This window comes from Janthinobacterium sp. Bl 1, from assembly GCF_058215535.1.
The window spans coordinates 3,620,787-3,643,936 of record NZ_CM177086.1 but is presented as its reverse complement, the minus strand read 5'-3'; the positions used below and the strand labels follow the sequence as shown (position 1 = coordinate 3,643,936).

The 23,150-nt window shown below is 61.6% G+C and carries 23 protein-coding genes; 12 read left to right on the top strand and 11 right to left on the bottom strand.

Going from position 1 to position 23,150, the window contains the following annotated elements; translation table 11 throughout:
* Positions 1-15 precede the first annotated feature (15 nt).
* The 9 genes from AC4BCN_RS16215 to ygfZ form a co-directional block, all read right to left on the bottom strand.
* A complete protein-coding gene (locus AC4BCN_RS16215) occupies positions 16-1,026 on the bottom strand; it encodes an ABC transporter permease subunit (protein ID WP_034756126.1) in 1,011 nt (336 codons plus the stop codon).
* A gap of 36 nt (positions 1,027-1,062) precedes the next feature.
* A complete protein-coding gene (locus tag AC4BCN_RS16210; RefSeq protein ID WP_139089153.1) occupies positions 1,063-2,562 on the bottom strand; it encodes a sugar ABC transporter ATP-binding protein in 1,500 nt (499 codons plus the stop codon).
* Between the two features lie 83 nt (positions 2,563-2,645).
* On the bottom strand, positions 2,646-3,581 hold the full coding sequence (locus AC4BCN_RS16205; protein WP_077404737.1) for an ABC transporter substrate-binding protein: 936 nt from the start codon (positions 3,579-3,581) through the stop codon (positions 2,646-2,648).
* Positions 3,582-3,634: 53 nt separating this feature from the next.
* Positions 3,635-4,585: a transaldolase gene (gene tal / locus AC4BCN_RS16200; protein WP_490491228.1), complete on the bottom strand. Its 951-nt coding sequence runs from the start codon at positions 4,583-4,585 to the stop codon at positions 3,635-3,637.
* Between the two features lie 2 nt (positions 4,586-4,587).
* The gene (gene xylB, locus AC4BCN_RS16195; RefSeq protein ID WP_490493608.1) at positions 4,588-6,072 is read right to left on the bottom strand and encodes a xylulokinase; all 1,485 of its coding nucleotides are present in this window, start codon (positions 6,070-6,072) and stop codon (positions 4,588-4,590) included.
* A 31-nt stretch (positions 6,073-6,103) separates the two neighbouring features.
* Positions 6,104-7,111: a LacI family DNA-binding transcriptional regulator gene (locus AC4BCN_RS16190; protein ID WP_490491227.1), complete on the bottom strand. Its 1,008-nt coding sequence runs from the start codon at positions 7,109-7,111 to the stop codon at positions 6,104-6,106.
* A 309-nt stretch (positions 7,112-7,420) separates the two neighbouring features.
* Positions 7,421-8,158 carry an NRDE family protein gene (locus tag AC4BCN_RS16185; RefSeq protein ID WP_046682751.1) on the bottom strand — a complete coding sequence of 246 codons (738 nt, stop codon included), beginning with the start codon at positions 8,156-8,158 and terminating at the stop codon, positions 7,421-7,423.
* Positions 8,149-8,439: a DUF4936 family protein gene (locus tag AC4BCN_RS16180; RefSeq protein ID WP_490491226.1), complete on the bottom strand. Its 291-nt coding sequence runs from the start codon at positions 8,437-8,439 to the stop codon at positions 8,149-8,151. Before AC4BCN_RS16180 ends, AC4BCN_RS16185 begins: the two co-directional genes overlap by 10 nt.
* A gap of 7 nt (positions 8,440-8,446) precedes the next feature.
* Positions 8,447-9,553: a CAF17-like 4Fe-4S cluster assembly/insertion protein YgfZ gene (gene ygfZ / locus AC4BCN_RS16175; protein ID WP_490491225.1), complete on the bottom strand. Its 1,107-nt coding sequence runs from the start codon at positions 9,551-9,553 to the stop codon at positions 8,447-8,449.
* 176 nt (positions 9,554-9,729) lie between these two features.
* Between ygfZ and mltG the strand changes: the two genes are divergently transcribed.
* The 10 genes from mltG (at position 9,730) to AC4BCN_RS16125 (ending at position 17,032) form a co-directional block, all read left to right on the top strand.
* A complete protein-coding gene (gene mltG, locus AC4BCN_RS16170; protein WP_034756592.1) occupies positions 9,730-10,716 on the top strand; it encodes an endolytic transglycosylase MltG in 987 nt (328 codons plus the stop codon).
* Positions 10,717-10,738: 22 nt separating this feature from the next.
* A complete protein-coding gene (gene tmk / locus AC4BCN_RS16165; protein WP_490491224.1) occupies positions 10,739-11,380 on the top strand; it encodes a dTMP kinase in 642 nt (213 codons plus the stop codon).
* 15 nt (positions 11,381-11,395) lie between these two features.
* A complete protein-coding gene (locus AC4BCN_RS16160; protein ID WP_070302470.1) occupies positions 11,396-12,424 on the top strand; it encodes a DNA polymerase III subunit delta' in 1,029 nt (342 codons plus the stop codon).
* A 106-nt stretch (positions 12,425-12,530) separates the two neighbouring features.
* On the top strand, positions 12,531-12,917 hold the full coding sequence (locus AC4BCN_RS16155; protein ID WP_490491223.1) for a VOC family protein: 387 nt from the start codon (positions 12,531-12,533) through the stop codon (positions 12,915-12,917).
* Positions 12,918-12,973: 56 nt separating this feature from the next.
* Positions 12,974-13,606 carry a carbonic anhydrase gene (locus AC4BCN_RS16150; RefSeq protein WP_034756156.1) on the top strand — a complete coding sequence of 211 codons (633 nt, stop codon included), beginning with the start codon at positions 12,974-12,976 and terminating at the stop codon, positions 13,604-13,606.
* Between the two features lie 92 nt (positions 13,607-13,698).
* A complete protein-coding gene (locus AC4BCN_RS16145) occupies positions 13,699-14,478 on the top strand; it encodes a TatD family hydrolase (RefSeq protein WP_034756159.1) in 780 nt (259 codons plus the stop codon).
* Positions 14,479-14,494: 16 nt separating this feature from the next.
* Positions 14,495-15,145, top strand: coding sequence for an ankyrin repeat domain-containing protein (locus AC4BCN_RS16140; protein WP_139089135.1), 651 nt, complete (start codon positions 14,495-14,497; stop codon positions 15,143-15,145).
* Positions 15,146-15,398: 253 nt separating this feature from the next.
* Positions 15,399-16,322, top strand: a complete 924-nt coding sequence (locus AC4BCN_RS16135; RefSeq protein ID WP_490491222.1) for a class I SAM-dependent methyltransferase — start codon at positions 15,399-15,401, stop codon at positions 16,320-16,322.
* A 100-nt stretch (positions 16,323-16,422) separates the two neighbouring features.
* On the top strand, positions 16,423-16,671 hold the full coding sequence (locus tag AC4BCN_RS16130; RefSeq protein ID WP_128143191.1) for a hypothetical protein: 249 nt from the start codon (positions 16,423-16,425) through the stop codon (positions 16,669-16,671).
* A gap of 163 nt (positions 16,672-16,834) precedes the next feature.
* Positions 16,835-17,032: a hypothetical protein gene (locus tag AC4BCN_RS16125; protein ID WP_128143192.1), complete on the top strand. Its 198-nt coding sequence runs from the start codon at positions 16,835-16,837 to the stop codon at positions 17,030-17,032.
* A gap of 63 nt (positions 17,033-17,095) precedes the next feature.
* On the opposite strand, the gene AC4BCN_RS16120 is transcribed toward AC4BCN_RS16125, so the two are convergent.
* Positions 17,096-18,214, bottom strand: coding sequence for a phospholipase A (locus tag AC4BCN_RS16120; RefSeq protein WP_070302464.1), 1,119 nt, complete (start codon positions 18,212-18,214; stop codon positions 17,096-17,098).
* 285 nt (positions 18,215-18,499) lie between these two features.
* Between AC4BCN_RS16120 and fusA the strand changes: the two genes are divergently transcribed.
* Together fusA and AC4BCN_RS16110 are read left to right on the top strand one after the other, a co-directional pair.
* Positions 18,500-20,608 (top strand): elongation factor G, encoded by a 2,109-nt coding sequence (gene fusA, locus AC4BCN_RS16115; RefSeq protein ID WP_490491221.1) that lies wholly within the window; start codon positions 18,500-18,502, stop codon positions 20,606-20,608.
* A gap of 186 nt (positions 20,609-20,794) precedes the next feature.
* Entirely contained in the window at positions 20,795-21,325 is a 531-nt protein-coding gene (locus AC4BCN_RS16110; protein ID WP_490491220.1) for an SRPBCC family protein, read from the top strand.
* Between the two features lie 313 nt (positions 21,326-21,638).
* Here AC4BCN_RS16110 and AC4BCN_RS16105 read toward each other — a convergent pair whose 3' ends face one another.
* Entirely contained in the window at positions 21,639-23,078 is a 1,440-nt protein-coding gene (locus AC4BCN_RS16105; RefSeq protein ID WP_338678750.1) for an IS1182 family transposase, read from the bottom strand.
* Between the last annotated feature and the right edge of the window lie 72 nt (positions 23,079-23,150).

Below are 23,150 nucleotides of genomic sequence, written 5' to 3'. Positions count from 1 at the left end.
CACACCACGTCACAATCAGTTCTGCGCGTGCGACTGGCGCCATTTGTCCAGAATCACCGCCAGCACGATCACGACACCCTTGGCCACATACTGCCAGAACGACGACAAGCCCAGGATCGTCAAGCCATTGTTCATCACGCCGATGATCAGGGCGCCGATGACGGTGCCCCAGACGGAACCCACGCCGCCCATCAGGCTCGTGCCGCCGAGCACGACGGCCGCGATGGCGTCGAGCTCATAGCCCGTGCCCCAGTTGCCGTTGGCCGCATACAGACGGCTGGCCGACATGGCGCCGCCCAGGCCGGCGAACAGGCCGCTGATCGTGTAGACAAACATCAGCACGAGACCGACCTTGATGCCGGTCAAGCGTGCCGCCTGGATATTGCCGCCGACGGCGTAGATATGCAGGCCCAGGGTCGTCTTGCGCAGGATGAACCAGGTCAGCAGCACCACGGCGGCGGCCAGCCAGATCAGCCAGGGCACGGCCAGGAAGCTGCCGTTGCCCATCCATTCAAAGCTAGGGATTTCCGTGTTCAGCACGCTGGTGCCGTCCGCCAGCAGGTAGGCCGCGCCGCGCAGGGCCGTCATGGTGCCCAAAGTCACCACGAAGGGGTTCAGGCCGACGAGAGCGACCAGCACGCCATTCAGCGCGCCCAGCAGCAGGCCGACGATGAGGAAGGTGGGGATCGAAAAGCCGGCGAACTGGGCCGACAGCGACATCAGCATGCCTGCCACGGCCGAGACGGCCAGCACGGAACCGACGGACAGATCGATGCCGCTGGTCAGAATGACGAAAGTCATGCCGGATGCGAGCACGATGTTGATCGACACCTGGCGGAAGATGTTCATGGTGTTATTGCTGGTCATGAACGTCGACGTGCCGTCGGCCGAGAAATACACGGTCAGGCCATACATGGCCAGGTAGAGCACCACCAGCACGGGCAGCATGCCCAGGCGGCGCATCAGGTTCGAGGCATTGAAGGGTTCGCCGGCGCGCGCGGCGCCGCTGGTGGTACTCGTTGTCATGTTGATTCTCCTGAATAATTATGCTGATGCGTATTTTTATGCCGCTTCCAGATGGGTAGCGTAGGCAAGGATTTTTTCCTGCGTGATATCGTCGCCCGTCACTTCGCCCGTCAGGCGTCCTTCGCACATCACCATCACGCGGTCGCAAATGCCGACCAGCTCGGCCAGTTCGCTGGAAATGCACAGAACGGCCGTGCCCGCGTCCGCCAGCTGGTGGATGATCTTGTAGATTTCGCTCTTCGCGCCCACGTCCACGCCCCGCGTCGGTTCGTCGAGGATGAGCACTTTCGGTGCGATGGCCAGCCAGCGCGCCAGCAAGACTTTCTGCTGGTTGCCGCCGGACAGGCCGCCGACGATGCCGTCCGGTCCCGACACTTTCACGTTGAGGTTGGCTATCGCCTCGCGCGTCAGCTGGGTCAGGGCGCCACGGTTGACGACGCCCGCCGTCGCATGCTTGGACAGGATATTCATCGACATGTTTTCCATGGCCGACAATTGCATGAACAGGCCCAGGCTCTTGCGGTCTTCGGGCAGGTAGCCGATGCCGTGGCGGATGGCCGCCAGCGGCCGGTGGATGTGCACTTCCTGGCCGTCGAGCCATACTTGCCCCGTTTGCTTCTTGTCGGCGCCAAAGATCAGGCGCGCCAGTTCCGTGCGGCCCGCGCCGACGAGGCCGGCAAGACCCGTCACTTCACCCGCATGCAGGGTGAACGAGGCAGGCTTGACCTTGCCACCGCCCACGTTTTCAACGCGCAAGCGCTCGGCGCCGCGCGTGGTGCGCCGCTGGTGCGAATAAAAGTCGTCGGCGGGGCGGCCCACCATCATTTGCACGACTTTCTTTTGATCGAGTTCATCCTTGCCCAGCTCGCCCACATAGGCGCCATCGCGCAGCACCGTGATGCGGCGCGCCAGGCGTTCCACCTCGGCCATGCGGTGGCTGATGTAGAGCACGGCCAGGCCCTTGTCGCGCTGCTCTTCGATGATGCGGAACAATTGTTCTGTTTCCCGGTCGGACAGGGCGGCAGTGGGCTCGTCCATGATCAGGATGCGGCTTTCGTGCACGAGGGCGCGGGCGATTTCCACCTGCTGCTGCTCGGCGATCGACAAGGTCGAGACCATGGTGTCGGCGTCGAAACGGGAGCCGAGGTCGGCCAGGATGGCGTTCGTGCGCGCGCGCATTTCGCCGCCCTTGACGGTCCAGAACGGTCCTTTCGGCTCGCTGCCCATGAAGACGTTCTGCGCCACCGTCATGTTCTTGGCCACGCTCAGTTCCTGGTAGATCAGGTTGATGCCCAGCGCGCGTGCCTCGCCCGGGTTGCGGATGCGGATCGGCTTGCCGTCGAGAATGATCTCACCGGCATCCGGCGTGTACACGCCCGAGAGGATTTTCATCAGGGTGCTCTTGCCGGCGCCATTTTCGCCCATCACGGCATGGATTTCGCCGCTGCGCACCGTCAGGTGCACGCCGCGCAGCGCGCGCGTGGCGCCAAAGCGCTTCTCGATGCCGCGCATTTCAAAAATAATATTGTCGCTCATGACTGTCCTTCCTTGCTTTTGAAACTGTTGCCCACCCTTGGACCGGGGCCGGGGCGGGCAACACGTGGTTCAGGTCAGGCAGATCAGTTCTTTACCCAGCCCGTATAGGTGGCGACGTTTTCCTTGGTGATGGCCGGGGTCGGCAACAGCACCATCGTCTGTTTCGGCGTGCGGCCGTTCATGATGTCGTAGCCCATTTGCACGGCGTCGGTGGCCATGCGGTACGGGTTTTGCGCCGAGGTGGCGGCAAACAGGCCGGCCTTGTTTTTCAGGGCGTTCTGGCCATCGGGCGCGCCATCGACGGCCGTGATCAGTTTGACGTCCGTGCGCTTCGATTGCTTGATCGCCAGTTCGGCGCCGATGCCCGTCGGATCGTTGATGGCAAACACGCCGTCGATCTTCGGATGGGCCGTCAGCAAGTTCGACATCACGGTCATGCCGCCGTCGCGGCTGCCGCCGGCGTTCTGGTTGTCGGACAGGATCTTGATATCCTTGAACGCGGCCAGGGTTTTCTTGCAGCCGTTGACGCGGTCGATCACGGACGTGACCGGCGGGCCGTTCAGGATCACAACATTGCCCTTGCCGCCGATCTGCTTTGCCAGGTAGGCGCACGACACGTCGCCAGCCATGGTGTTGTCGGACATCACGGTGGCCGACGCGCCCACGGCGCCCACGTCGACGGCGATCACGACCACGCCCGCATTGCGCGCTTTCTTGATGGCTGGGGCGATACCCTTGGAATCGACGGCGTTCAGGATGATGATGTCGGTCTTGTTGGCAATAAAGTTTTCAATCTGGTCCACCTGGGTGTTCAGGTCATACTTGCTGGACACCGTGGTGACTTTCACGCCCGGGCCGCCCAGTTTTTTCGCGCTTTCTTCCGCGCCGCGGCCAATCGCCACGAAGAACGGGTTGGCCAGGTCGCCCACGCTCACGCCGATGGATTTCAGCGGTTTGTCAGCGGCGAAAGCGCCGCAGGCGGCGGACAGCAACAGGGAGGCGGTAATGACTTTTTTCATGAGGATCTCCAAGGGTTTTTATTGTCAAAAACAAACGGTGCTACGGGTGAAACTTATTGATTGCGTAATTTCTCGATCATGGCGTCCAGCTTGCCCGCATCGACGGCAAAGCCGCGGATGCCTTCGGCCAGCTTTTCGGTCGCCATCGCGTCGTCGTTCAAGGCGTAGCGGAAAGCGGCCTTGTCATACGTGATGGCCGGCTGCGCCGCGCCCAGGTTGGCGCCCAGGGCGCGCTCGAACGGCGCGTCGGATGCTTCGAGTTTCGCCAGCAAGTCCGGGCTGATGGTCAGCAAGTCGCAGCCGGACAGGGCCGTGATCTGCCCCACGTTGCGGAAGCTGGCGCCCATCACTTGCGTGGCGATGCCATGTTGTTTGTAGTAATTGAAGATGCGCGTGACCGACTGTACACCTGGATCGTTGGACAGGCTGCGCGCCGCTTCATCCCATGCGGCGCCCATCGATTTCTTGTGCCAGTCGTAGATGCGGCCCACAAACGGCGAAATCAGGCGCACTTTCGCGTCGGCGCAGGCGACGGCCTGGCAAAATGCGAACAGCAGGGTCAGGTTGCAAAAGATGCCGTCTTTTTCCAGCTCGCGCGCCGCCTGGATGCCTTCCCAGGTGGCGGCGACCTTGATCAGCACGCGCTCGCGGCTGATGCCAGCCGCTTCATACAGGGCGATCAGGCGGCGCCCGCGGGCCACGGTGGCGTCGCGGTCAAAGCTCAAACGGGCATCGACTTCCGTCGACACGCGGCCCGGCACCACTTTCAGGATTTCCAGGCCGAAGCGCACCAGCACCTGGTCGACGATATCGTCGAGCGACGCATGCTTGTGGGCAGCAACCGTGCTTTCCAGCAAAGGCGCGTAATCGGGCTGCAGCACGGCTTTTAAAATCAGCGACGGATTGGTGGTCGCGTCTTGCGGCGCGAAGCGCGCCAGTTGCAAAAAGTCGCCCGTGTCGGCGACGACGGTGCTGTACTGTTTTAGTTGTTGCAGCTGATTCATTACTATTCCTTATCACTGAGTTGGTGCAAGGCTTGCACGGCGGGAAACAAGCTACGGTAGCGGCCGTAACGGATGCTCAAGGCTGCGCTGTGCGCGGCATCGGGCAGGAAAGTGTTTTTGATGGGTAAGCTGGTGGCCAGCAACTGGCGCTGGCCGATGGCGGCAAAGCCCAGCTTGGCCGCGCCCAGGCTGGCCGACAGTTCGCTGTTGTGCAGGGTGCGCATCTCGCGGCCCAGCACATTGGCCAGCAATTGCGCCCAGTACTGGCTGCGCGCGCCGCCGCCCACCAGCATGCAGTGGGGAACGACGGCGCCCGTCGACGTGACGGCCGCCATGGCGTCGCGCAAGGCAAAGGCCACGCCTTCGAGTACGGCATAGCCGAGTTGCGCCGGCGTGCTGTCGTGGCCCAGCTGCAGGAAGGCGCCGCGCACTTGCGGATCGTTATGCGGCGTGCGCTCGCCCGACAGATACGGCAGGAACAGGGGCGCGGACGGCGCGACGGGGGCGTCGAGCGGCAAGCCCGTTTCCACGAGCGCCAGCAGGGCTGCCTCGTCGGGCTGGCCCAGTACACCGGTGGCCCAGCGCAGACAGCTGGCGCCCGATAAAATCGCCCCCATCGCATACCAGCGGCCGGGCAGGGCGTGGCAAAAGCTGTGCACGCCGCCGGCCGGGTTGCCCAAAGGCGCTTCGGTGACGGAAACGATGGCGGCGCTGGTGCCCAGCGAAATGAAACTGTCACCGCCATTGACGGCGCCGATGCCCACGGCCGAGACGGGGTTGTCGCCGCCGCCGGCCGCCACTATGACGTCCGATGGCAAGCCCAGCTTGTCTGTCACGGCGGCCAGCACCGTGCCCGTGGCCGCATCGCCTTCGGCCAGCGCCGGCATCTGTTCCGGCGCCAGGCCGCAGGCGGCCAGCATGGGGGCGAACCAGGCACGCTTGGCCTCGTCCAGCCACAGGGTGCCGGCCGCGTCGGACATGTCGGTGACCTTGTTGCCCGTCAATTGCAGGCGCAGATAATCCTTGGGCGACAGCAGGCAGGCGATGGCGGCAAAAGCGTCAGGCTCGTGCGTTTGCAGCCACAGCAGTTTCGGCGCCGTCAGTCCGGCCATGGGCAGGCTGCCCGTCACGTCCGCATAGGCGGGATAGTCGCGCGCCAGACCGGCCGCTTCGGCTTCGGCGCGCGCATCGTTCCACAGGATGGCCGGGCGGATCACAGCGTCGTTGGTGTCGAGCAGCACGGCGCCATGCATCTGGCCCGACAGGCCGATACAGGCGATCTGCGCATATTCCTGCGGCCAGCCGGCGCGCAGCTGGCCCAGTGCGTTGACGCAGGCGGCCCACCAGTCCTGCGGCGCTTGTTCGGACCAGCCCGGCTGCGGGCGGCTGGTGTCAATGCGCACGGAAGCCTGGCCGCGCACCGTGCCCGTGCTGTCCATCAGCACGGTTTTCAGTTCGGAGGTACCGAGGTCGATACCGAGGGAAATCGCTGGATGCATATCAGTTTGCTGTAAAAGGTCAGGGGCAGCCGCAGGAATTGCGCACGCGCAAGGTCGGCGACAAGCGCTGCACATGCCGGGCGCGGCCCGGATTAGCGATGCGGTCGATCAACAGGTCGACGGCCATGGCGCCCAGCTCTTCGAGCGGCTGCGCCATCACCGTCAGACGGGGGCTGAAGTAATCGGCCCAGTCGAAATCATCGAAGCCGGCCAGGGACACGTCTTGCGGCACCGCGATGTGCGCGTCGCGCAAGGCATGCATGGTGCCGATGGTCATCAGGTTATTGCCGGCCACGATGGCCGTCGGGCGCTGTCCGGCGGGCAGTGCCAGCAATTCGCGCGTGGCCGCGCCGCTGCGCTCGAGGTTGGAGTCGCCTGAGCGCAGCAGTGCCGGGTCAAAGACGATATTGGCGCGCTGCAAGGCCAGGCGGTAGCCTTCGATACGCTCGTCCGTCGTGGACAGGCCCGGTGCGCCCGCGATGAAGCCGATGCGGCGGTGGCCGTGGACGGTGATCAGGTGGCCGACCAGTTCGGCCGTCGCCTCGATATTTTCCACGCCCACCTGGTCGAACGGTTGCGCCGACATGCGGTCGACCAATACGGAAGCGATCTTGTTGCTGGTCAAATAGTCGAGCGTGCGGTGATGCGTGTCGCCCGACGGCGCCAGCACGATGCCGTCGACCCGGCGCTGGTGCAAGTTCTGCACCACTTTTAATTCCTGCTCGGGATCGTCATGCGTATCGGAAAACAGCATCATCAGACCGTGGCGCGTGCAGGCCGCCTCGATGGCGCGCACGGTTTCGCTGAAGTAATGATTGGTGAAGGCGGAAATGGCCACGCCGATGGTGCCCGACGAGGAACCGGCGAGGGCGCGCGCCAGCATGTTCGGCACATAGCCGATCTGCTGCATGGCCGCGTTGACGGCGGCGACGGTTTTTGGGCTGACCTTGCGGGTGCCGTTGAGTACGTGCGAGACGGTCGACAGCGATACGTCCGCCGCCCGCGCTACATCTTCCATGGTGGCCATGGTGTCTCCTGATGGTTTTATTATTATTGTGTGCTGCGATTGAGTACGGCTGTGTCGCCGCGTTTGAATCTATCGTAAACAAAAGAAAGCGCTTGCGCAAGCGCTTTCTTTTTTGTGCGTGCGGATGGATATGGGTTTTCTGATGAGAGAGGGGAGGCTGGCGTAGGTCGAATTAGCGCGCCGCAGGGGCGCGTAATCCGACGTTGGGGGCGGTGATGCCGGTTGAGTGTGGTGGTGTTGTCGGGTTACGCGCTTGCGCGCTACCCCGACCTACCCCGACCTACGCCTCATAAAGATGGCAAGGTGGCGTTACTGTATCACCAGCTCATGCAATTCGCCGGGAGAGTCCGGGAACAGTTTCACGACGGTGGACGTGCGCGTGCCGTAGCCCGGCGTTTCAATGCAGACGGCGGACAGCACGCGCTCGAGGTCGAGCGGCACGCCCGTGTCCGGCAAGCGGAAGTCGGGCGCACGCGTGGTGTCGGCCAGCATGTCGAAATACGCTTCATCGGGCGCGCCCTGGCACAGCAGGCTGGCGAACTGGGCCTTGGTCTTCAGGACCTTCGGCCACGGCGCGTCGAGCAGGGCGTTCGACAGGCCGTAGATACCCGGTTCCAAAGGCTGGCCATTGCGCGCATCGCCATCACCGCGGTTGGAAAACCAGATCAGGGTATCCGCGTCACCGAGCACCAGATTGAAACCGTTGTAGGCACCGCTGCCGGGGCGGATTTGCGCGATGTAGTCTTGCGGCGACATGTTGCCGGCCAAATAGTCGGCCACGAGGGCGCCGCGCGAGGGGGCGTCCGGGTTGCGGTCTTGCGGACTGCGGATGTTCGTGATGGCGGCAAAGCGCGAGCTGCCGCTGCCGGCCTGGGTGATGCCCATCCAGCTGCCGCCCGCCTGCAGGTCGCGGCCCGCATACACTTGCGGGTGTTCGGGCCAGGCGCCGGCGGGGGCGCTGGCGCGTTCATAGAATTCGTCGCGGTTGGCGGCGGCAATCAGCGGGATGTGCGGATTGACTTTCCAGGCAAAAACGATCAGGCACATGGAGGCAAATCCATGAACACTTCCGTATGGCGCGCGCCAGCCGTCAGGGACAGCAAGCCCGCTTCCTCTGATGCGCCGGCCAGCAGTTCCGTAAAACCTTCGCCGACGACGGGGTAGATTTCCATCCACGTCTGCAAGCCATCCTTGGCTTCAGGACGGCGCTTCAGTTGCGGCGCCACGCCGGACGCGGCCGCCAGTTTCGCCTGCATGGCGCGGACCCGGGCTTCCAGCGCCTGGGCGTGCTCTTCTTTTACCTGATAGTAAACGTACAGATCTTTCATGGCATTCTCACAAGTCGAGTGCGTCGAGCACGTAAGGCATGGGCAGGAACTGCACGGCAGCGCCCTGGGCCGAGCCGTAGCGTACGGCGCCGGCGGCGCTTGAACCTTCTTCGATCGCCCCCAGCTTCATTTCAACGAGGGCGTCGATGCCGCCCACGCCGTTCGGCGCCGCGTTGACGACCATGCCGCACGGTTGCTCGGGATCGCTGACGGCGAACAGTTCGCCACCGGCCGCTACCGAGGGATCGGCGATGCTGACGAGGGTGGTGCGGCGCTTGAGCTTGCCCAGATACTGGCTGCGCGCGACGATTTCCTGGCCCGGGTAGCAGCCTTTCTTGAAATTGACGCCGCCCAGCAATTCGAAGTTGACCATTTGCGGCACGAACTGCTCTTGCGTGGCGGCCGTGATCTGCGGGATGCCTGCATGGATCTCGGACAATTGCCAGGCGTCATCGCCTCCCTTGGCGAGAGTTTCGGCCAGCTGCGGCCACACGTCGCGCGCCGTGGCGGCCGACGTCAGCCATTGATAGCGGGCGCTGCCGAACGCATCGGCCACGCGCAGCAGGGTGCCCAGCGTGTGCTCGACCTTGCTGAACGGCGTGGCGGGCAGCGCAGGGAACCAGGCGGACAGGGCCGCACTGGCTTGCTTGCCGCCCAGGCCCAGGACGACTTGATTGGCATCATCGGCGGACGCATCGTGCAGCTTGGCCTTGGCGCGCAGCACGAACATCTGCAGCCGCTTCTGAATCGCCGGCTGTATGGCGCGCGGCAATTGCAGATAAATGGTGGTGGCGTTGCGCCACATCAGGAAACTGGCCAGCAAGCGGCCTTTCGGCGTGCAGTAGCCGGCCAGGAGCACTTGCTCCTGGTTCAGGTGTTCCACGTCGTTGGTCAGCTGGCCGTGCAGGAAACTGGCTGCATCGTCGCCGTTTAAGCCGATCAAGCCCTGGTCCGTGATGGCCGCGACAAAACCTGCTTGCAGCTGGGGCACTGTCAGGGACTGGCCGAAATCGGCGACAGGGGAGTTTGCGGTGCCGTCAGGCGCGCCATCGGCGGCAACGGGGCGGGCGCCTTGAGCGGTTAAAAATTGATTCCAGTTATTCATAATTTCCATTAGATCAGCGATTAAGCATTATCATTACGGGTTCATTATAGTGATGTCGCGCAAATTGCGTCGGCAGCGGCAAGATTGCCAGTGTTGGCGCCGCTTTGCGCGCACTTGCTTCACAAATGAACGATCATAACAAGCGCGCGCTGCCTGCCAGCGAGCGCATCACAAGAATCGGAACAATGGCTTTCTTTAAAAAACTTGTAGTCAGTTCAGTCATCGCCGCCATCGGCGTCGGCGGTACTTTTGTGTACTGGGCGCAGCAGCCCATCACCACGGACGGCGAAGCGATCCCGTTTACGATCAGCCCGGGCAGTGGCGCGCATGCGGCCGGCCAGCAGATCGCGGACGCGGGCGTGCCCATCGTGCCCATCCTGTTCAACATGCTGGCGCGCATCGAAGGCAAGACCTCGAAGATCAAGGCCGGTTCCTACGAGTTGAAACCAGGCACGACGCCGCAGCGTTTGATCACGCAGCTGGCGCGCGGCGAGTTCGCGCAAGAGTCGCTGACCATCATCGAAGGCTGGACGTTCAAACAGATGCGCCTGGCCATGGCCAACCACCCGGGACTCAAGCACGATACCGTGGGCCTGTCCGACAAGGAACTGATGGCGAAGATCAGCCCTGAATATGTGCTGCCGGAAGGCCTGTTCTTCCCGGACACGTATCTGTTCGCCAAGGGCGCCAGCGAAATGCAGATTTTCAGGCAGGCGCACACGGCCATGATCGGCCGCCTGTCCGAAGCGTGGGACAAGCGCGATCCGGCCTTGCCATATAAAAACCCGTACGAAGCGCTGATCATGGCTTCCATCGTGGAAAAGGAAACGGGGCAAAAGTCCGAGCGCGCCATGATCGCCGGCGTGTTCGTCAACCGCCTGAAGACGGGCATGCTGCTGCAGACGGACCCGACCGTGATCTATGGCATGGGCGACAATTACCAGGGCAAGATCCGCAAACGCGACCTGGAAGCGGACACCCCGTACAATACCTACACGCGCGGCGGCTTGCCGCCTACGCCGATCGCCCTGGCCGGCGCGCAATCGCTGACGGCGGCGCTGGCGCCGGCCCGCACGCAAGCGCTGTATTTCGTTGCCCGTGGCGACGGCACCAGCCAGTTCTCGGCCAACTTGCCCGACCATAACCGCGCCGTGAACCAGTACCAGCGCTAATTTCACCAGATTAAGAAGTTTCATGACACAACACCATCAACCCCGCTTCATCACCTTCGAAGGCATCGATGGCGCGGGCAAGTCGACGCATATCGGCTTTGTTACCGACTACCTGCGGCAAAGGGGCGTGAGCCTCGTCTCGTCGCGCGAACCGGGCGGCACCAGCCTGGGCGAAAAGCTGCGCGAACTGCTGCTGCATGAAAAAATGCATCTGGAAACGGAAGCCTTGCTGATGTTCGCCAGCCGCCGCGAACACATCGCGCAAGTCATCGCGCCAGCGTTGGCGCGGGGCGAGTGGGTCATTTCCGACCGCTTTACCGATGCCAGCTTCGCCTATCAGGGCGGCGGCCGCGGCATGGACCTGGGCAAGATGGAGGCGCTGGAAGCGTGGGTGCATCCGCATCTGCAGCCGGACCTGACGTTTTTATTCGACGTGCCGCTGGCCGTCGCCCGGGCCCGCCTGGACGCCACGCGCGCGCTCGACAAGTTCGAGCAGGAGCGATCGGACTTCTTTGCCGCCACGCGCAACGAGTACCTGCGCCGCGCGGCCCAGTTCCCCGGGCGCTTCCGCATCATCGATTCCACGCAAAGCATCGCCGACATTCAAGTGCAGCTAGCAAAATTGCTTGATGCTTTGCTCGAACAAAGCGTCGTAACACGCTGATTTACAAAGAATAAAATGACCAGTTCTCTCTATCCGTGGCAACAGGACGCCTGGCAGCAATTGCAAGCCTTGCGCCCGCGCATGCCGCACGCCATTTTGTTCCATGGCGCGCAGGGCATCGGCAAGGCCGACTTCATCGAGCATTTTGCGCAAGCGCTGCTGTGCGAAGACGTGCGCGCCGACGGCCATGCCTGCGGCGCTTGCGCCTCGTGCGGCTGGTTTAGCCAGGGCAACCATCCCGATTACCGCCGGGTCCGTCCGGAAGCGCTGGAAGACGAGGTGGCCGACGACGGCGAAGAGGGCGAAGGTGCGAAGAAAAGCGCCAAGACCAAGACGCCGTCGAAAGACATCAAGATCGAGCAGATACGCAACCTGGCCGACTTCATGAACATTTCCACACACCGCCAGGGCTTGCGCGTGGTGGTGCTGTATCCGGCCGAAGCGCTGAACACGCCCGCCTCGAACGCCTTGCTGAAGACGCTGGAAGAGCCGCCGCCGGGCACCTTGTTCCTGCTGGCCTCGAACAGCCTGGACCGTTTGCTGCCGACGATATTGTCGCGCTGCAGGAAATTTGCCTTGCCCATGCCCAGCCACGAGCAGGCCTTGACGTGGCTCAAGCAGCAAGGCTTGAACGACGCGGACAGCTGGCTGCGCGAGCAGGGCGGCGCACCGCTGGCCGCGCTGGCCCAGTCCGAGTCGGGCGGCCGCGAAGAGACGGAACAGTTGCTGCAAGTGCTGGCCAATCCCGGCGTCGAAGCGGCCCTGAAGGCGGCCGACAAATTGCAGAAGGCGCCGCTGGCACCGCTCGTGGCATCGCTCCAGCGTTGGCTGTACGATGTGTTTTCCGTCAAATTGTCGGGCACCATCCGTTACTACCCGCGCCACCGGCGCGAACTGGAAGCGCTGGCGGGACGCATCAACGTGAGCCGTCTGATGGCCGCCATCAAGGCGGCGAACGAGCGCCGGGCGATTGCCGAGCACCCCTTGTCACCCAAGCTGTTCCTCGAAGATATGCTGCTCGATTACGCTTCCAGTTGCCAATAAAATCAAGCGCTTGTGTTGCTGAGTTAATGTAAATTATCTCTTTTCCGTTTGCCACGCTTGGCCCCTGGTGTTACAGTCAAGGCACTGGACAGCGCGGGAGGCGTGCATGAAACGAATCACTGGTATCGGCGGCATCTTTTTCCAGGCGCAAGACCCGGCCGCGCTGCGCGCCTGGTACCAGCGCCACCTGGGCCTGGACGTGCAGCCGTGGGGCGGCGCCGCCTTTAGTTGGGCGGATGCGGACGGCCAGCCCACGGCCGGCACCACCATCTGGTCCGTGGCGGCCAAGGGCAGCGAGCAATTCCTGCCAGGCAAGGCTTCCTTCATGATCAATTACCGGGTCGACGACCTCGATGCGCTGCTGCAAGCCCTGCGCGACGAAGGCTGTGAGGTGCTGGACAAGGCGCCCGATTCGGAATACGGCCAGTTCGGCTGGGTCATCGATCCAGAAGGCAACAAGGTGGAACTGTGGCAGCCGCCACAGGGGCAGTAGGCGAAGCCAGACGCCTTCAGCGATAATACCGGCTCAGATAACGATCCCTATTTATTATGCGCGACATTATTGCTGGATTCCTACGCTTCCAAAAAGAGGTTTTTCCTGAGCGCCGCGAGTTGTTCAAGACCCTGGCCACGGGGCAAACCCCGAAGGCCCTGTTCATTTCCTGCTCGGACAGCCGCATGGTGCCGGAACTGGTGACGCAGCGCGAACCAGGCGAACTCTTCGTGATCCGCAACGCGGGCAACATCGTGCCATCGTACGGCCCGGAACCGGGCGGCGTCAGCGCCACGGTCGAATTTGCCGTCTCCGCCTTGAACGTGAGCGACATCGTCATTTGCGGCCATTCCGATTGCGGCGCGATGAAGGCGATCGCCACCTGTGCCTGCCTCGACCACATGCCGGCCGTGCGCAGCTGGCTGCACCATGCGGACGCGGCGCGCATGATCAACGAATCGGTCGACCATCCGACGGAACAGTCGCGCATCGATGGCATGGTGCGCGCGAACGTGGTCGCGCAACTCAATAACCTGCGCACCCATCCTTCGGTGGCGCTGGCCATGGCGCAACACCGGCTGACCCTGCACGGCTGGGTGTACGACATCGAGAACGGTTCCCTCGATGCGCTCGACGAGTCGACCGGCAACTTCGTCCCGCTCGCGGAACACCCGGCCTCGCAAATGTAATCGGCTGCAAGCCTCCGAACCGCCCCGGCAGGGGACGCGCGCCGCCGCCGTTCCCCTGCCAGTTTTCGCTCCCTCCGGTACAATCCCGCCTTATGTATATCGATTCCCATTGCCATATCAATTTCCCCGAGCTGGCCGCTCGCATGCCCGAGATCCTCGCCAAGATGGCCGAGAACAAGGTGACGCACGCCCTGTGCGTGTCCGTCGACTTGCCGGACTTCCCGCAGGTGCTGGCCCTGGCCGAGCAGTATCCGCATATCTTTGCCTCCGTCGGCGTGCATCCCGACTACGAAGACACGCCCGAGCCGTCCGTGGAAGACCTGGTGCGATTGGCGGACCACCCGAAGATCATCGCCATCGGCGAGACGGGCCTCGATTATTTTCGTTTGACGGGCGACCTCGAGTGGCAGCGCGAGCGTTTCAGAACTCACATCAAAGCTTCAAGAATCACGCGCAAGCCCTTGATTATTCACACAAGAGCGGCCAGTGAAGACACGATACGCATCATGCGTGAAGAGGGTGCTGGCGTGGCCGACGGCGGCGTGGCCGGCGTCATGCATTGCTTTACGGAATCCCTGGAAGTGGCGCGCGCCGCCATCGACATGGGTTTCTATATTTCGTTTTCCGGCATCGTCACGTTCAAGAGCGCCAAGGATTTGCAAGCCGTGGCCCTGGAAGTACCGCTCGAGCGCATCCTCATCGAAACGGATTCGCCGTACCTGGCGCCCGTGCCGTTCCGCGGCCGCATGAACGAACCGGGCTATGTAGCCCACGTGGCGGAATACCTGTCGACCCTGAAAGGCATCCCGCTGGAGCAGGTGGCGCGCCAGACGACGGACAATTTTTTCAAGTTATTCAATCAGTTGCCGTAACTTCTTAAGGTCAGACATGATGAAAAAACTCGCGCTGGCGATGCTGCTGTGCTGCGCCACCGCCAGCCAGGCGGCGCCGGAACCGGATGCTTTCTTCCGCGCCGTGTCCGTCAACAACGCCAGCGGCGTGCGCGACATGCTGGCCGAGGGCATGAACCCGAACCAGCCCGACGCGCAGCGCGGCGACATTCCCCTCGTGCTGGCCTTGCGCGACGATGCGGACCGGGTTTTCGAGATGCTGCTCGACGCACCCGGCATCGACATCGAAGCCCGTTCCGCCAACGGCAACACGGCGCTGATGATGGCCGCCTATAAACACAAGCAGGATGCCGTGGAAGCCTTGCTGGCCAAAGGCGCCAAGGTCAACCAGAGCGGCTGGACGGCGCTCCACTATGCGGCGTCGGCGGGCGACCTGCCCATCATGAAGATTTTATTGGACCGCGACGCGGTCGTTGATGCGCGCGCGCCCGCCAACGTCACGCCGCTGATGTTCTCCGCCCGCGAGGGGCAGGAGGGCGCCGTCAAGCTGCTGCTGTCCTGGGGTGCGGATGCGAACCTGAAAAGCGACCATGGCTGGACGGCCGTGCAGTTTGCCCAGGCCGGCGACAAGCCGGGCGTGGTCGCCATCATTGAAGCGGCGCAGAAGGCGCGCGCGGCACGAAAGTAATCTTCTAGCAATATTTTCCATGCCAGCGCTGAAACTGGCATGGAATTGCCTCTCAGCTCAGCCCTTTGTTCTCCGTGCCGATTAACGATAATGATCGTGTCGCATTAATCAGGAGATTTTTCGCATGGGCAATCACATCAACGTCAGGCGCCGGCTGGTTTGTCGCCGCCCCTCGCGCAGCCCGTGTGATAACACTGCTTTCTGGAATGACAAAACCGATCGGCCATCGGAGCCAGACTCCAAGAGGACAGACATGCTGAATGAACGAGAAATCGAGAGTTGTTACCTGGGGCAATTTATCCCCGTCCATTACCACCACAATATGTTGATGGACCAGAACCGCATGCACGGGTTCAAGTCGGCGATTGATTACGCGGTGAAGCCTGGCATGAAAGTGCTGGAGCTGGGCGGCGGCACGGGCGTGCTGTCGTGGTTTGCGGCCGCACGCGCCGACAAGGTGTGGTGCGTGGAGTTCAATCCGGACATGGTCAAGGAAGCGCGCAAGATGCTGGCGCTCAATCCCAACGGTGAAAAAGTCGAAGTCGTCCATGCGGACGCCTTCGAATACCTGCCGCCCGAGCCCGTCGACGTGGTCATCTGCGAAATGATCCATGTCGGCATGCTGCGCGAAAAGCAGGTGGAAGTGATCGAGTCGTTCAAGCGCCGCTACCTGGCCCGTTTTGGCGGCCCGCTGCCCATCTTCCTGCCCGAAGCCGTCATCATGGCCGTGCAGCCGATGCAGCAGGAATACGATTTCGAGGGCTTTTATGCGCCCATCGTGCAATTCCAGGAAACCACGGCCATCCATCCTGGCGTGCAGGAGCTGGCGCCGCCGTCCGTGTACAGCATCATCGACTTCAGCCAGCCGACGGACAGCATGTTCGGCTTCGACGGCAAGTTCGTCGTCGAGCGCAGCGGCACCCTGAACGCCTTGCGTTTCGTCACCAAGAACATCCTGGCCGTCGTGCCCGAGCGCTCGACGACCATCGACTGGCTTAACCACTACATGTGCTTGCCGCTGGCCACGCCGGTGGCCGTGAAGGCGGGCGACGTGCTGCAAGTGAGCTTCCAGTACCGCGCCGGCGGCTCGATTCCTTCGCTGGAAACGTCGATCCGCGCGCAGGTGATCTATGACGTGAGCCTGCAGCCTGCCACGCAGAACGCCGTCTACGCATAAGTAGCGTTAATTCAAAGGCAACGCCGCAGCGATTTCATCCTGCGGCGTTTGTCCATTCAGGGTATATTTCGTCTTTTACCCACTGGACAGCTTTACTATCATGGAACAGATCGATCAGCGTTACCTCGTGCAACAGAACAAAATCAGCGATGGCGAGACCAAGCCGCCCGTGTTTGCCAAGGTAATGCGCAGCAAGGAAGGCGTGTTTGAAGGCGTGTCCTTCATCAAGTCGAAGGACAAGGCCTCCATCCTGACCATTGAAGATGCCAACCAGGCCATCAAATGGGCCACCAGCAAGAAGCCGAACGCGCATGAATACGTCACGAAAGTGATTTGCGTCGGTCAATAAAGGTAGCCGCAGGCGCCGTTCATTCCCGTTTTTGCACCGTTCATCCCCCCAGCACGCAGTTCATCGCACGGCCCTTGCCGCCGTGGCGGCGCTTGCATATAGTGGCCTCACGGTAGCGGGGCAAGCACGGCTTGCTCCGCACATTTCATTCTAGGGGGACGCGATGCTGGGATTTGTGCTGTGGCTGCTGCTCTTGCTCGTGTGCTGGCCCCTGGCCTTGCTGGCCCTCGTGCTGTATCCGCTGGCCTGGCTGCTGTTGCTGCCGTTCCGTTTGATCGGCATCGGCGTGGAAGGCGTGTTTGAATTGCTGCGCGCCATCGTCATGCTGCCGGCCCGCGTGCTGGGCGGCGGCCCGCGATAAACCAGATATTTCCCATAAAAAATGGCGCCCTCGGCGCCATTTTTGTTTGCGGTACTGCCTGGCTTACAGGTCGACCATGAAACCGGCGCCGATCGATTTCTGCGAATAGTTGTAGTCGATCAAGCTCTGGCCATAGCCGGAGAACAGTTGCAGATAGCCTTTCAGGTTGGCCTTCAAAGGGAAAGCCCAGCTTGCCTGCATGGAGCCATGCTTCTTGCTGAAATTGCGGCGGGCCGTCACGGCATACTCGTGGCCCTTGTTGCGGTAGCTCACGCGCAAGTCGCCATGCCCCAGGTAATCGGTGATGTCGATATTGTCATTGTCGGTCTTGCCATTGTCGAGGCGGTGCCAGACACGGGCCGTGACGGCCAGATTGTCTTTTTCCATGCCCAGCTCGGCATACACGCGGTTCCAGCTGCGCGACAGGGTCGACGTCTGACCGTTCGACTGGTGCACGAGGCCGAAGTTCAGGTAATTGAATTCCACACCCGCGAAATTCTTGTTGATCGGCATGATCAGCATCAGTTCCGGCTGGTAATTGGTCTCGCGGAACGGGCTCGATGCCTTGCGGTTATACGCTTGCCAGAAACTTTGCTGCGTGTAGCCGAACCACATGTCGAGCGGCGTGCCGGCGATGTCTTCCAGCAGCTTCATCTTGAAGCTCAGCTGGAACGTCAGTTCCACATGCTGGCTCTTGATGCCGGCCGGCGTGAAATCCTGGAACGGCTCGTCGTTCGAGGCGTCGCTGTAATTGGCCAGCAGCAGATAGGTGTCGCGGTGCGGGCGGAAGTTGAACAGGCCGCGCTTCGAGGCCTCGTTCAATTCCCACGATTGCTGCGTGCGCGAAATCGGCGCTTCCGGCGGCGCCGCGCCTGTCTGTGCGACGGCAGGAATGGCCGCGTTGACAGCGTCCGGCGTGGCCACGCCAGGCGGACTGACGGGAGTGATGGGGGCGGCCTCGGCTGCCGCTGCCAGGGTGACGGCAGCGGTGGCGGAATCACCGCCGGCCGCGATGGTGGCTTTTTCCGCCGCCTTGGCCAGGGTGTCGAAGCACCCCAGGCGGGCGCTGGCGTCGCCAAGCACGGCGCAACGCTGCATTTGCTGTTCCAGTTCACCGGCCATGGCCAGCGCCGGCGATGCCAGCAGGGAAGAGAGGATTATTTTTCTTAGTTGGATAGTCATAGGCTGAGTAGGGCATGTCGTTCGGTGCGCACCTTGGCTGCATGCCGGCGGCGTCGCCTTGCATGGTAGATTACCATGCGTATTGATGCTGATTAATCTTTGTTGATTTAAAGTACAAAAATGAACGTCTGAAAGTATAGCTGAATCCGTTCTTTTTCTCCGTGTGCCTGGCGTGCGCACGGCGGACAGTGTTGTGCGCTTGGTAAACGGCACGCCGCCGTGCCGGCCAAATCGATGTCTGCTACACTGGAAAACCGGGTGCCGGGGCTAGCCATGGAGATTGTGATGACCCGCAAAACACCTATCGAGCGCTACCGTAACATCGGCATCAGCGCCCATATCGACGCCGGCAAGACCACCACCACCGAGCGCATCCTGTTTTATACGGGGGTGAATCACAAGATCGGCGAAGTGCATAATGGCGCCGCCACCATGGACTGGATGGAACAGGAGCAGGAACGGGGCATCACCATCACCTCGGCCGCCACCACGGCCTTCTGGAAAGGCATGGCCGGCAACTTTCCCGAGCATCGGATCAACATCATCGATACGCCCGGCCACGTGGATTTCACGATCGAGGTCGAGCGCTCGATGCGCGTGCTCGACGGCGCCGTGATGGTGTATGACGCCGTCGGCGGCGTGCAGCCGCAATCCGAGACTGTCTGGCGGCAGGCCAACAAATACCACGTGCCGCGCATCGCCTTCATCAACAAGATGGACCGGGTGGGCGCTGATTTCCTTCGCGTGCGCCAGCAGATCGCCGACCGCCTGAAGGGCGTGGCCGTGCCCATCCAGCTGCCGATCGGCGCCGAAGACCATTTCACGGGCGTGATCGATTTGCTGAAAATGCGTGCCATCACCTGGGACGACGCCAGCCAGGGCGTGCAGTTCAGCTATGGCGAGATTCCCGCCGAACTACAGGCACAGGCACAGCAGTGGCACGATCACATGGTCGAGCACGCGGCCGAAGCCAGCACGGAGATGACGGAACGCTATCTGAATGGCGACACGTTTACGGAAGCGGAGCTCAAGCAAGCCTTGCGCGCGCGCACGATTCGCAACGAGATCGTGCCCATGCTGTGCGGCAGCGCCTTCAAGAACAAGGGCGTGCAGGCCATGCTCGACGCCGTCATCGAATACCTGCCGTCGCCGATGGAAGTGCCGCCCATCATGGGCCATGACGAGCACGACAATGAAGTGGAGCGCCATCCGACTGACGACGAGCACTTTGCCGCGCTCGCCTTCAAGATCATGACGGACCCGTTCGTGGGGCAATTGACTTTCTTCCGCGTGTATTCGGGCGTGGTGAACTCGGGCGACATGGTCTACAACCCCACCAAGAGCGCGCGCGAGAGGCTGGGGCGCATCCTGCAGATGCATGCGAACGAGCGCAAGGAAATCAAGGAAGTGTATGCGGGCGACATCGCCGCCGCCGTGGGCCTGAAAGCCGTCACCACGGGCGACACCCTGTGCGCCATCGACCACATCATCGTGCTGGAAAAGATGATCTTCCCGGAACCCGTGATTTCCCAGGCCGTCGAACCGAAGACCAAGCCTGACCAGGAAAAGATGGGCATCGCCCTGAACCGCCTGGCACAGGAAGACCCGTCGTTCAAGGTGCATACGGACGAGGAATCGGGCCAGACCATCATGTCGGGCATGGGTGAATTGCACCTGGAGATACTGGTCGACCGCATGCGGCGCGAATTCGGCGTGGAAGCCAATGTCGGCAAACCGCAAGTGGCGTACCGCGAAACCATCACGCGCGCGGTGGAAGACGTGGAGGGCAAGTTCGTCAAGCAATCGGGCGGGCGGGGCCAGTACGGCCATGTGGTGCTCAAACTTGAACCGTTGCCACCAGGCACAGGTTACCAGTTTGTCGATGCCATCAAGGGCGGCGTGGTGCCGCGCGAATTCATCCCCGCTGTCGACAAGGGCATCGTCGAAACCTTGAAGTCGGGCGTGCTGGCCGGCTATCCGGTCGTCGACGTCAAGGCAACGTTGACCTTCGGCTCCTACCACGACGTCGATTCAAACGAAAACGCCTTCCGCATGGCCGGCTCCATCGCCTTCAAGGATGGCATGCGCAAAGCACACCCCGTGCTGCTCGAACCGATGATGCAGGTGGAGGCGGAAACGCCGGAAGAGTTCATGGGCAACGTCATGGGCGACCTGACGGCCCGCCGTGGCATGGTGCAGGGCGTCGACGACGTCCCCGGCGGCGCGGGCCGCATCGTCAAGGCGCTCGTGCCGCTGGCGGAAATGTTCGGCTATTCCACCACCCTGCGTTCGCTGACGCAGGGCAGGGCCACCTACACGATGGAATTCAAGCATTATGCTGCCGTACCCAAGCATATCCTCGACCAGGTGGCATCTGCTGGCAAAGCCAAGTAGGTCGGGTAGGTCGGATTAGGCCCTCCGGGCCGTAATCCGACACCATTGTTGGCCTGGTCCGCTGGTGATGGTGTCGGCTTACGCGCTGCGCGCTAACCCGACCTACGCTCAAGATGGCGTACGGACCTTTCCCATTTTCGGCGTCACTGTTACATTAACTGCCAGTCCACCAACACAGGAGAGAGCATGGCCACCGCAGAACAGAAGCAGGAAGGACAGCACCGCGACAGTAGCGACTTTGTCATCACGCAAACCTTCGACGCACCACGCGAACTGGTGTTCCGCTCGTGGGTGGAGCCGGAGCGCCTGGCTCAGTGGTGGGGCCCCGTCGGCTTCGAATTGAGCGTGCTGGCGCTGGACCTCAAACCGGGCGGCGTCTTCCACTACGGCATGCGCGCCGACAATGGCTACGAGATGTGGGGCAAGTTCACCTACCAGTCTATCGAAGCGCCCGAACGCATCGTTTCCATCCTGACGTTTGCCGATAAGCAGGGGAACGCTGTGCAGCACCCCGTCAGCGCTACTTGGCCGCTGGAATCGTTCAATGTCATGACGCTTAGCGAAGAGAATGGCAAGACGACGATGACGTTACGATCGACGCCGCACAAGGCGACGGATGAGCAGCATGAGACTTTCAAGCAGGGGTTTGAGTCGATGACGCAGGGATTCAAGGCTACCTTCGCCCAGTTAGCCCAGTACTTGGCGCGTGTCCAGTAAGTTTTTATTGAATGGCGGGCCAGAGCCGCGGGCCTGAGAAAACGGCCATGGCTGCGTTGCTTGGGCTCGCCGTACATGCGTACTGTCTTCGCCCGCGCGCCTTGCCCTGGCCATTTTTCAGGCTCGCTGGGCCCGGGGAGCCTTTGTTTGGGGCGGGGTGGGTTCTTGCTATCGTTGCCAGTTGCCAGTTTGCGGTCGGGGAAGGTCCGCTTTCGCCTCAGGCTGTGTGAAAACCCGAGTTTTTGTATCGGGAGCGGCCGCTCCGTGCAAGCCCCCGATTTTCCCCGACGTGCGAGTCGAAGTTAAAAAGGGCTCACGCCCCCAACAACGCCGCTTTCAGCCCCTGATTTCCCATGATGTTCACCATGCGTTTCAAGTTGTAGGCTAGAACATGTAAGCTCATCTCTGTTTTCACGCGTGGTAACGTTCGAGTTAAAAAATGTGTAGCACCCATCCAAGCTTTTAACGTACCGAATGGATGTTCGACTGTTTGCCGCCTGATTCTCGCGACGTCTCCGTGCTCAGCTATCCGCTTGCTCATCCTATCGAGGGCGTCTTCGTGCTCCCAGCGGGCGATACGGCGATTTGCGCCGGTGGTGCACTGAGATTTCATCAGGCACTTGGGACAAGATGACGACCAGTATTTGTGAAACAGCAGCCCTTTTTCTAGCGTGCTGAATCGTCGGATTGCACGTTCTCCAGCAGGACATTGGAACTCGTCGCTCTCGGGCAGATATCGGAAGTCGCGTTTATCGAATAGCCCCTTTGCACGATTGCCCGAAGTGAGCGGTTTAGGAACTAATGGCACCATCCCCGATTCCTCGCACGCCAAAATTTCGGGACCGCTGTAATAGCCGCGATCAGCGTACACCTCTAGATGCTTCAGACCGATCACCTCATTGGCTTGCTTTGCCATTGACGCCAGCTGGGCGCGATCATTTCCTATGTTGGTGACTTCATGCGCCACGATCAAGTGGTGCTTTGTGTCGACGGCAGATTGCACGTTGTATCCGACGGTGGCGGTTCCGCGTCCGCTGGTCGACATCGAGCGTGCATCAGGATCAGTCAGCGAAATCTGCTGATCTGGCGTCTGCTTCAATTTCTTGTCGAGCTCACCCAGGCTTTCGATCTGCTCTTTCAGACCTGCGATTTTTTCTTTAATACGCATCACGCGAGTTGCGGGGACAAGCGCAGGATCACGGTCGGCGCGATCAAGCTCGTCCATGTAGCGCTTGATGCTTTCCTCGATCTGCTCAATGCGGGCTTCCAGCTTGTTGTTGGTGAAATTTCGGTCGCGATTATTTACCGCTTTGAACTTGCTGCCATCGATTGCCACGCTGCTATCCGAGAAAACATCAAGCCTGCGACATACCTGCACGAATTGGCGGCACACTTTGCAGATGGCGGGGCCGTTATCTTTGCGAAAGTCAGCGATGGTTTTAAAGTCGGGAGATAGCCTCCCGGTCAACCACATCAGTTCGATATTACGCTGCGCCTCACGCTCCAGGCGGCGGCTCGACTGGATTCGATTGAGGTAACCATAGATGTAAATCCCAAGGAGAACTGCAGGATGGTAGGACGGGCGACCGGTGCGTGCCGGGTCGGCACCGGCAAAGCCAAGGGTCCTGAGATCAAGCGCTTCAATGAATGCCTCTACAATCCGAACGATATTGTCCTCTGCAACGTAGTCATCCAGATGCTCGGGAAAGAGAACGCTCTGGCTGCGGTCGGTTCCCTCGACAAAACGCTTCATCCTGCTCTCCTGATTACGTCAAATGAGCTATTAACGCTTCAGAAAAAATCTCGTTTACATTGGGGTGCGTTT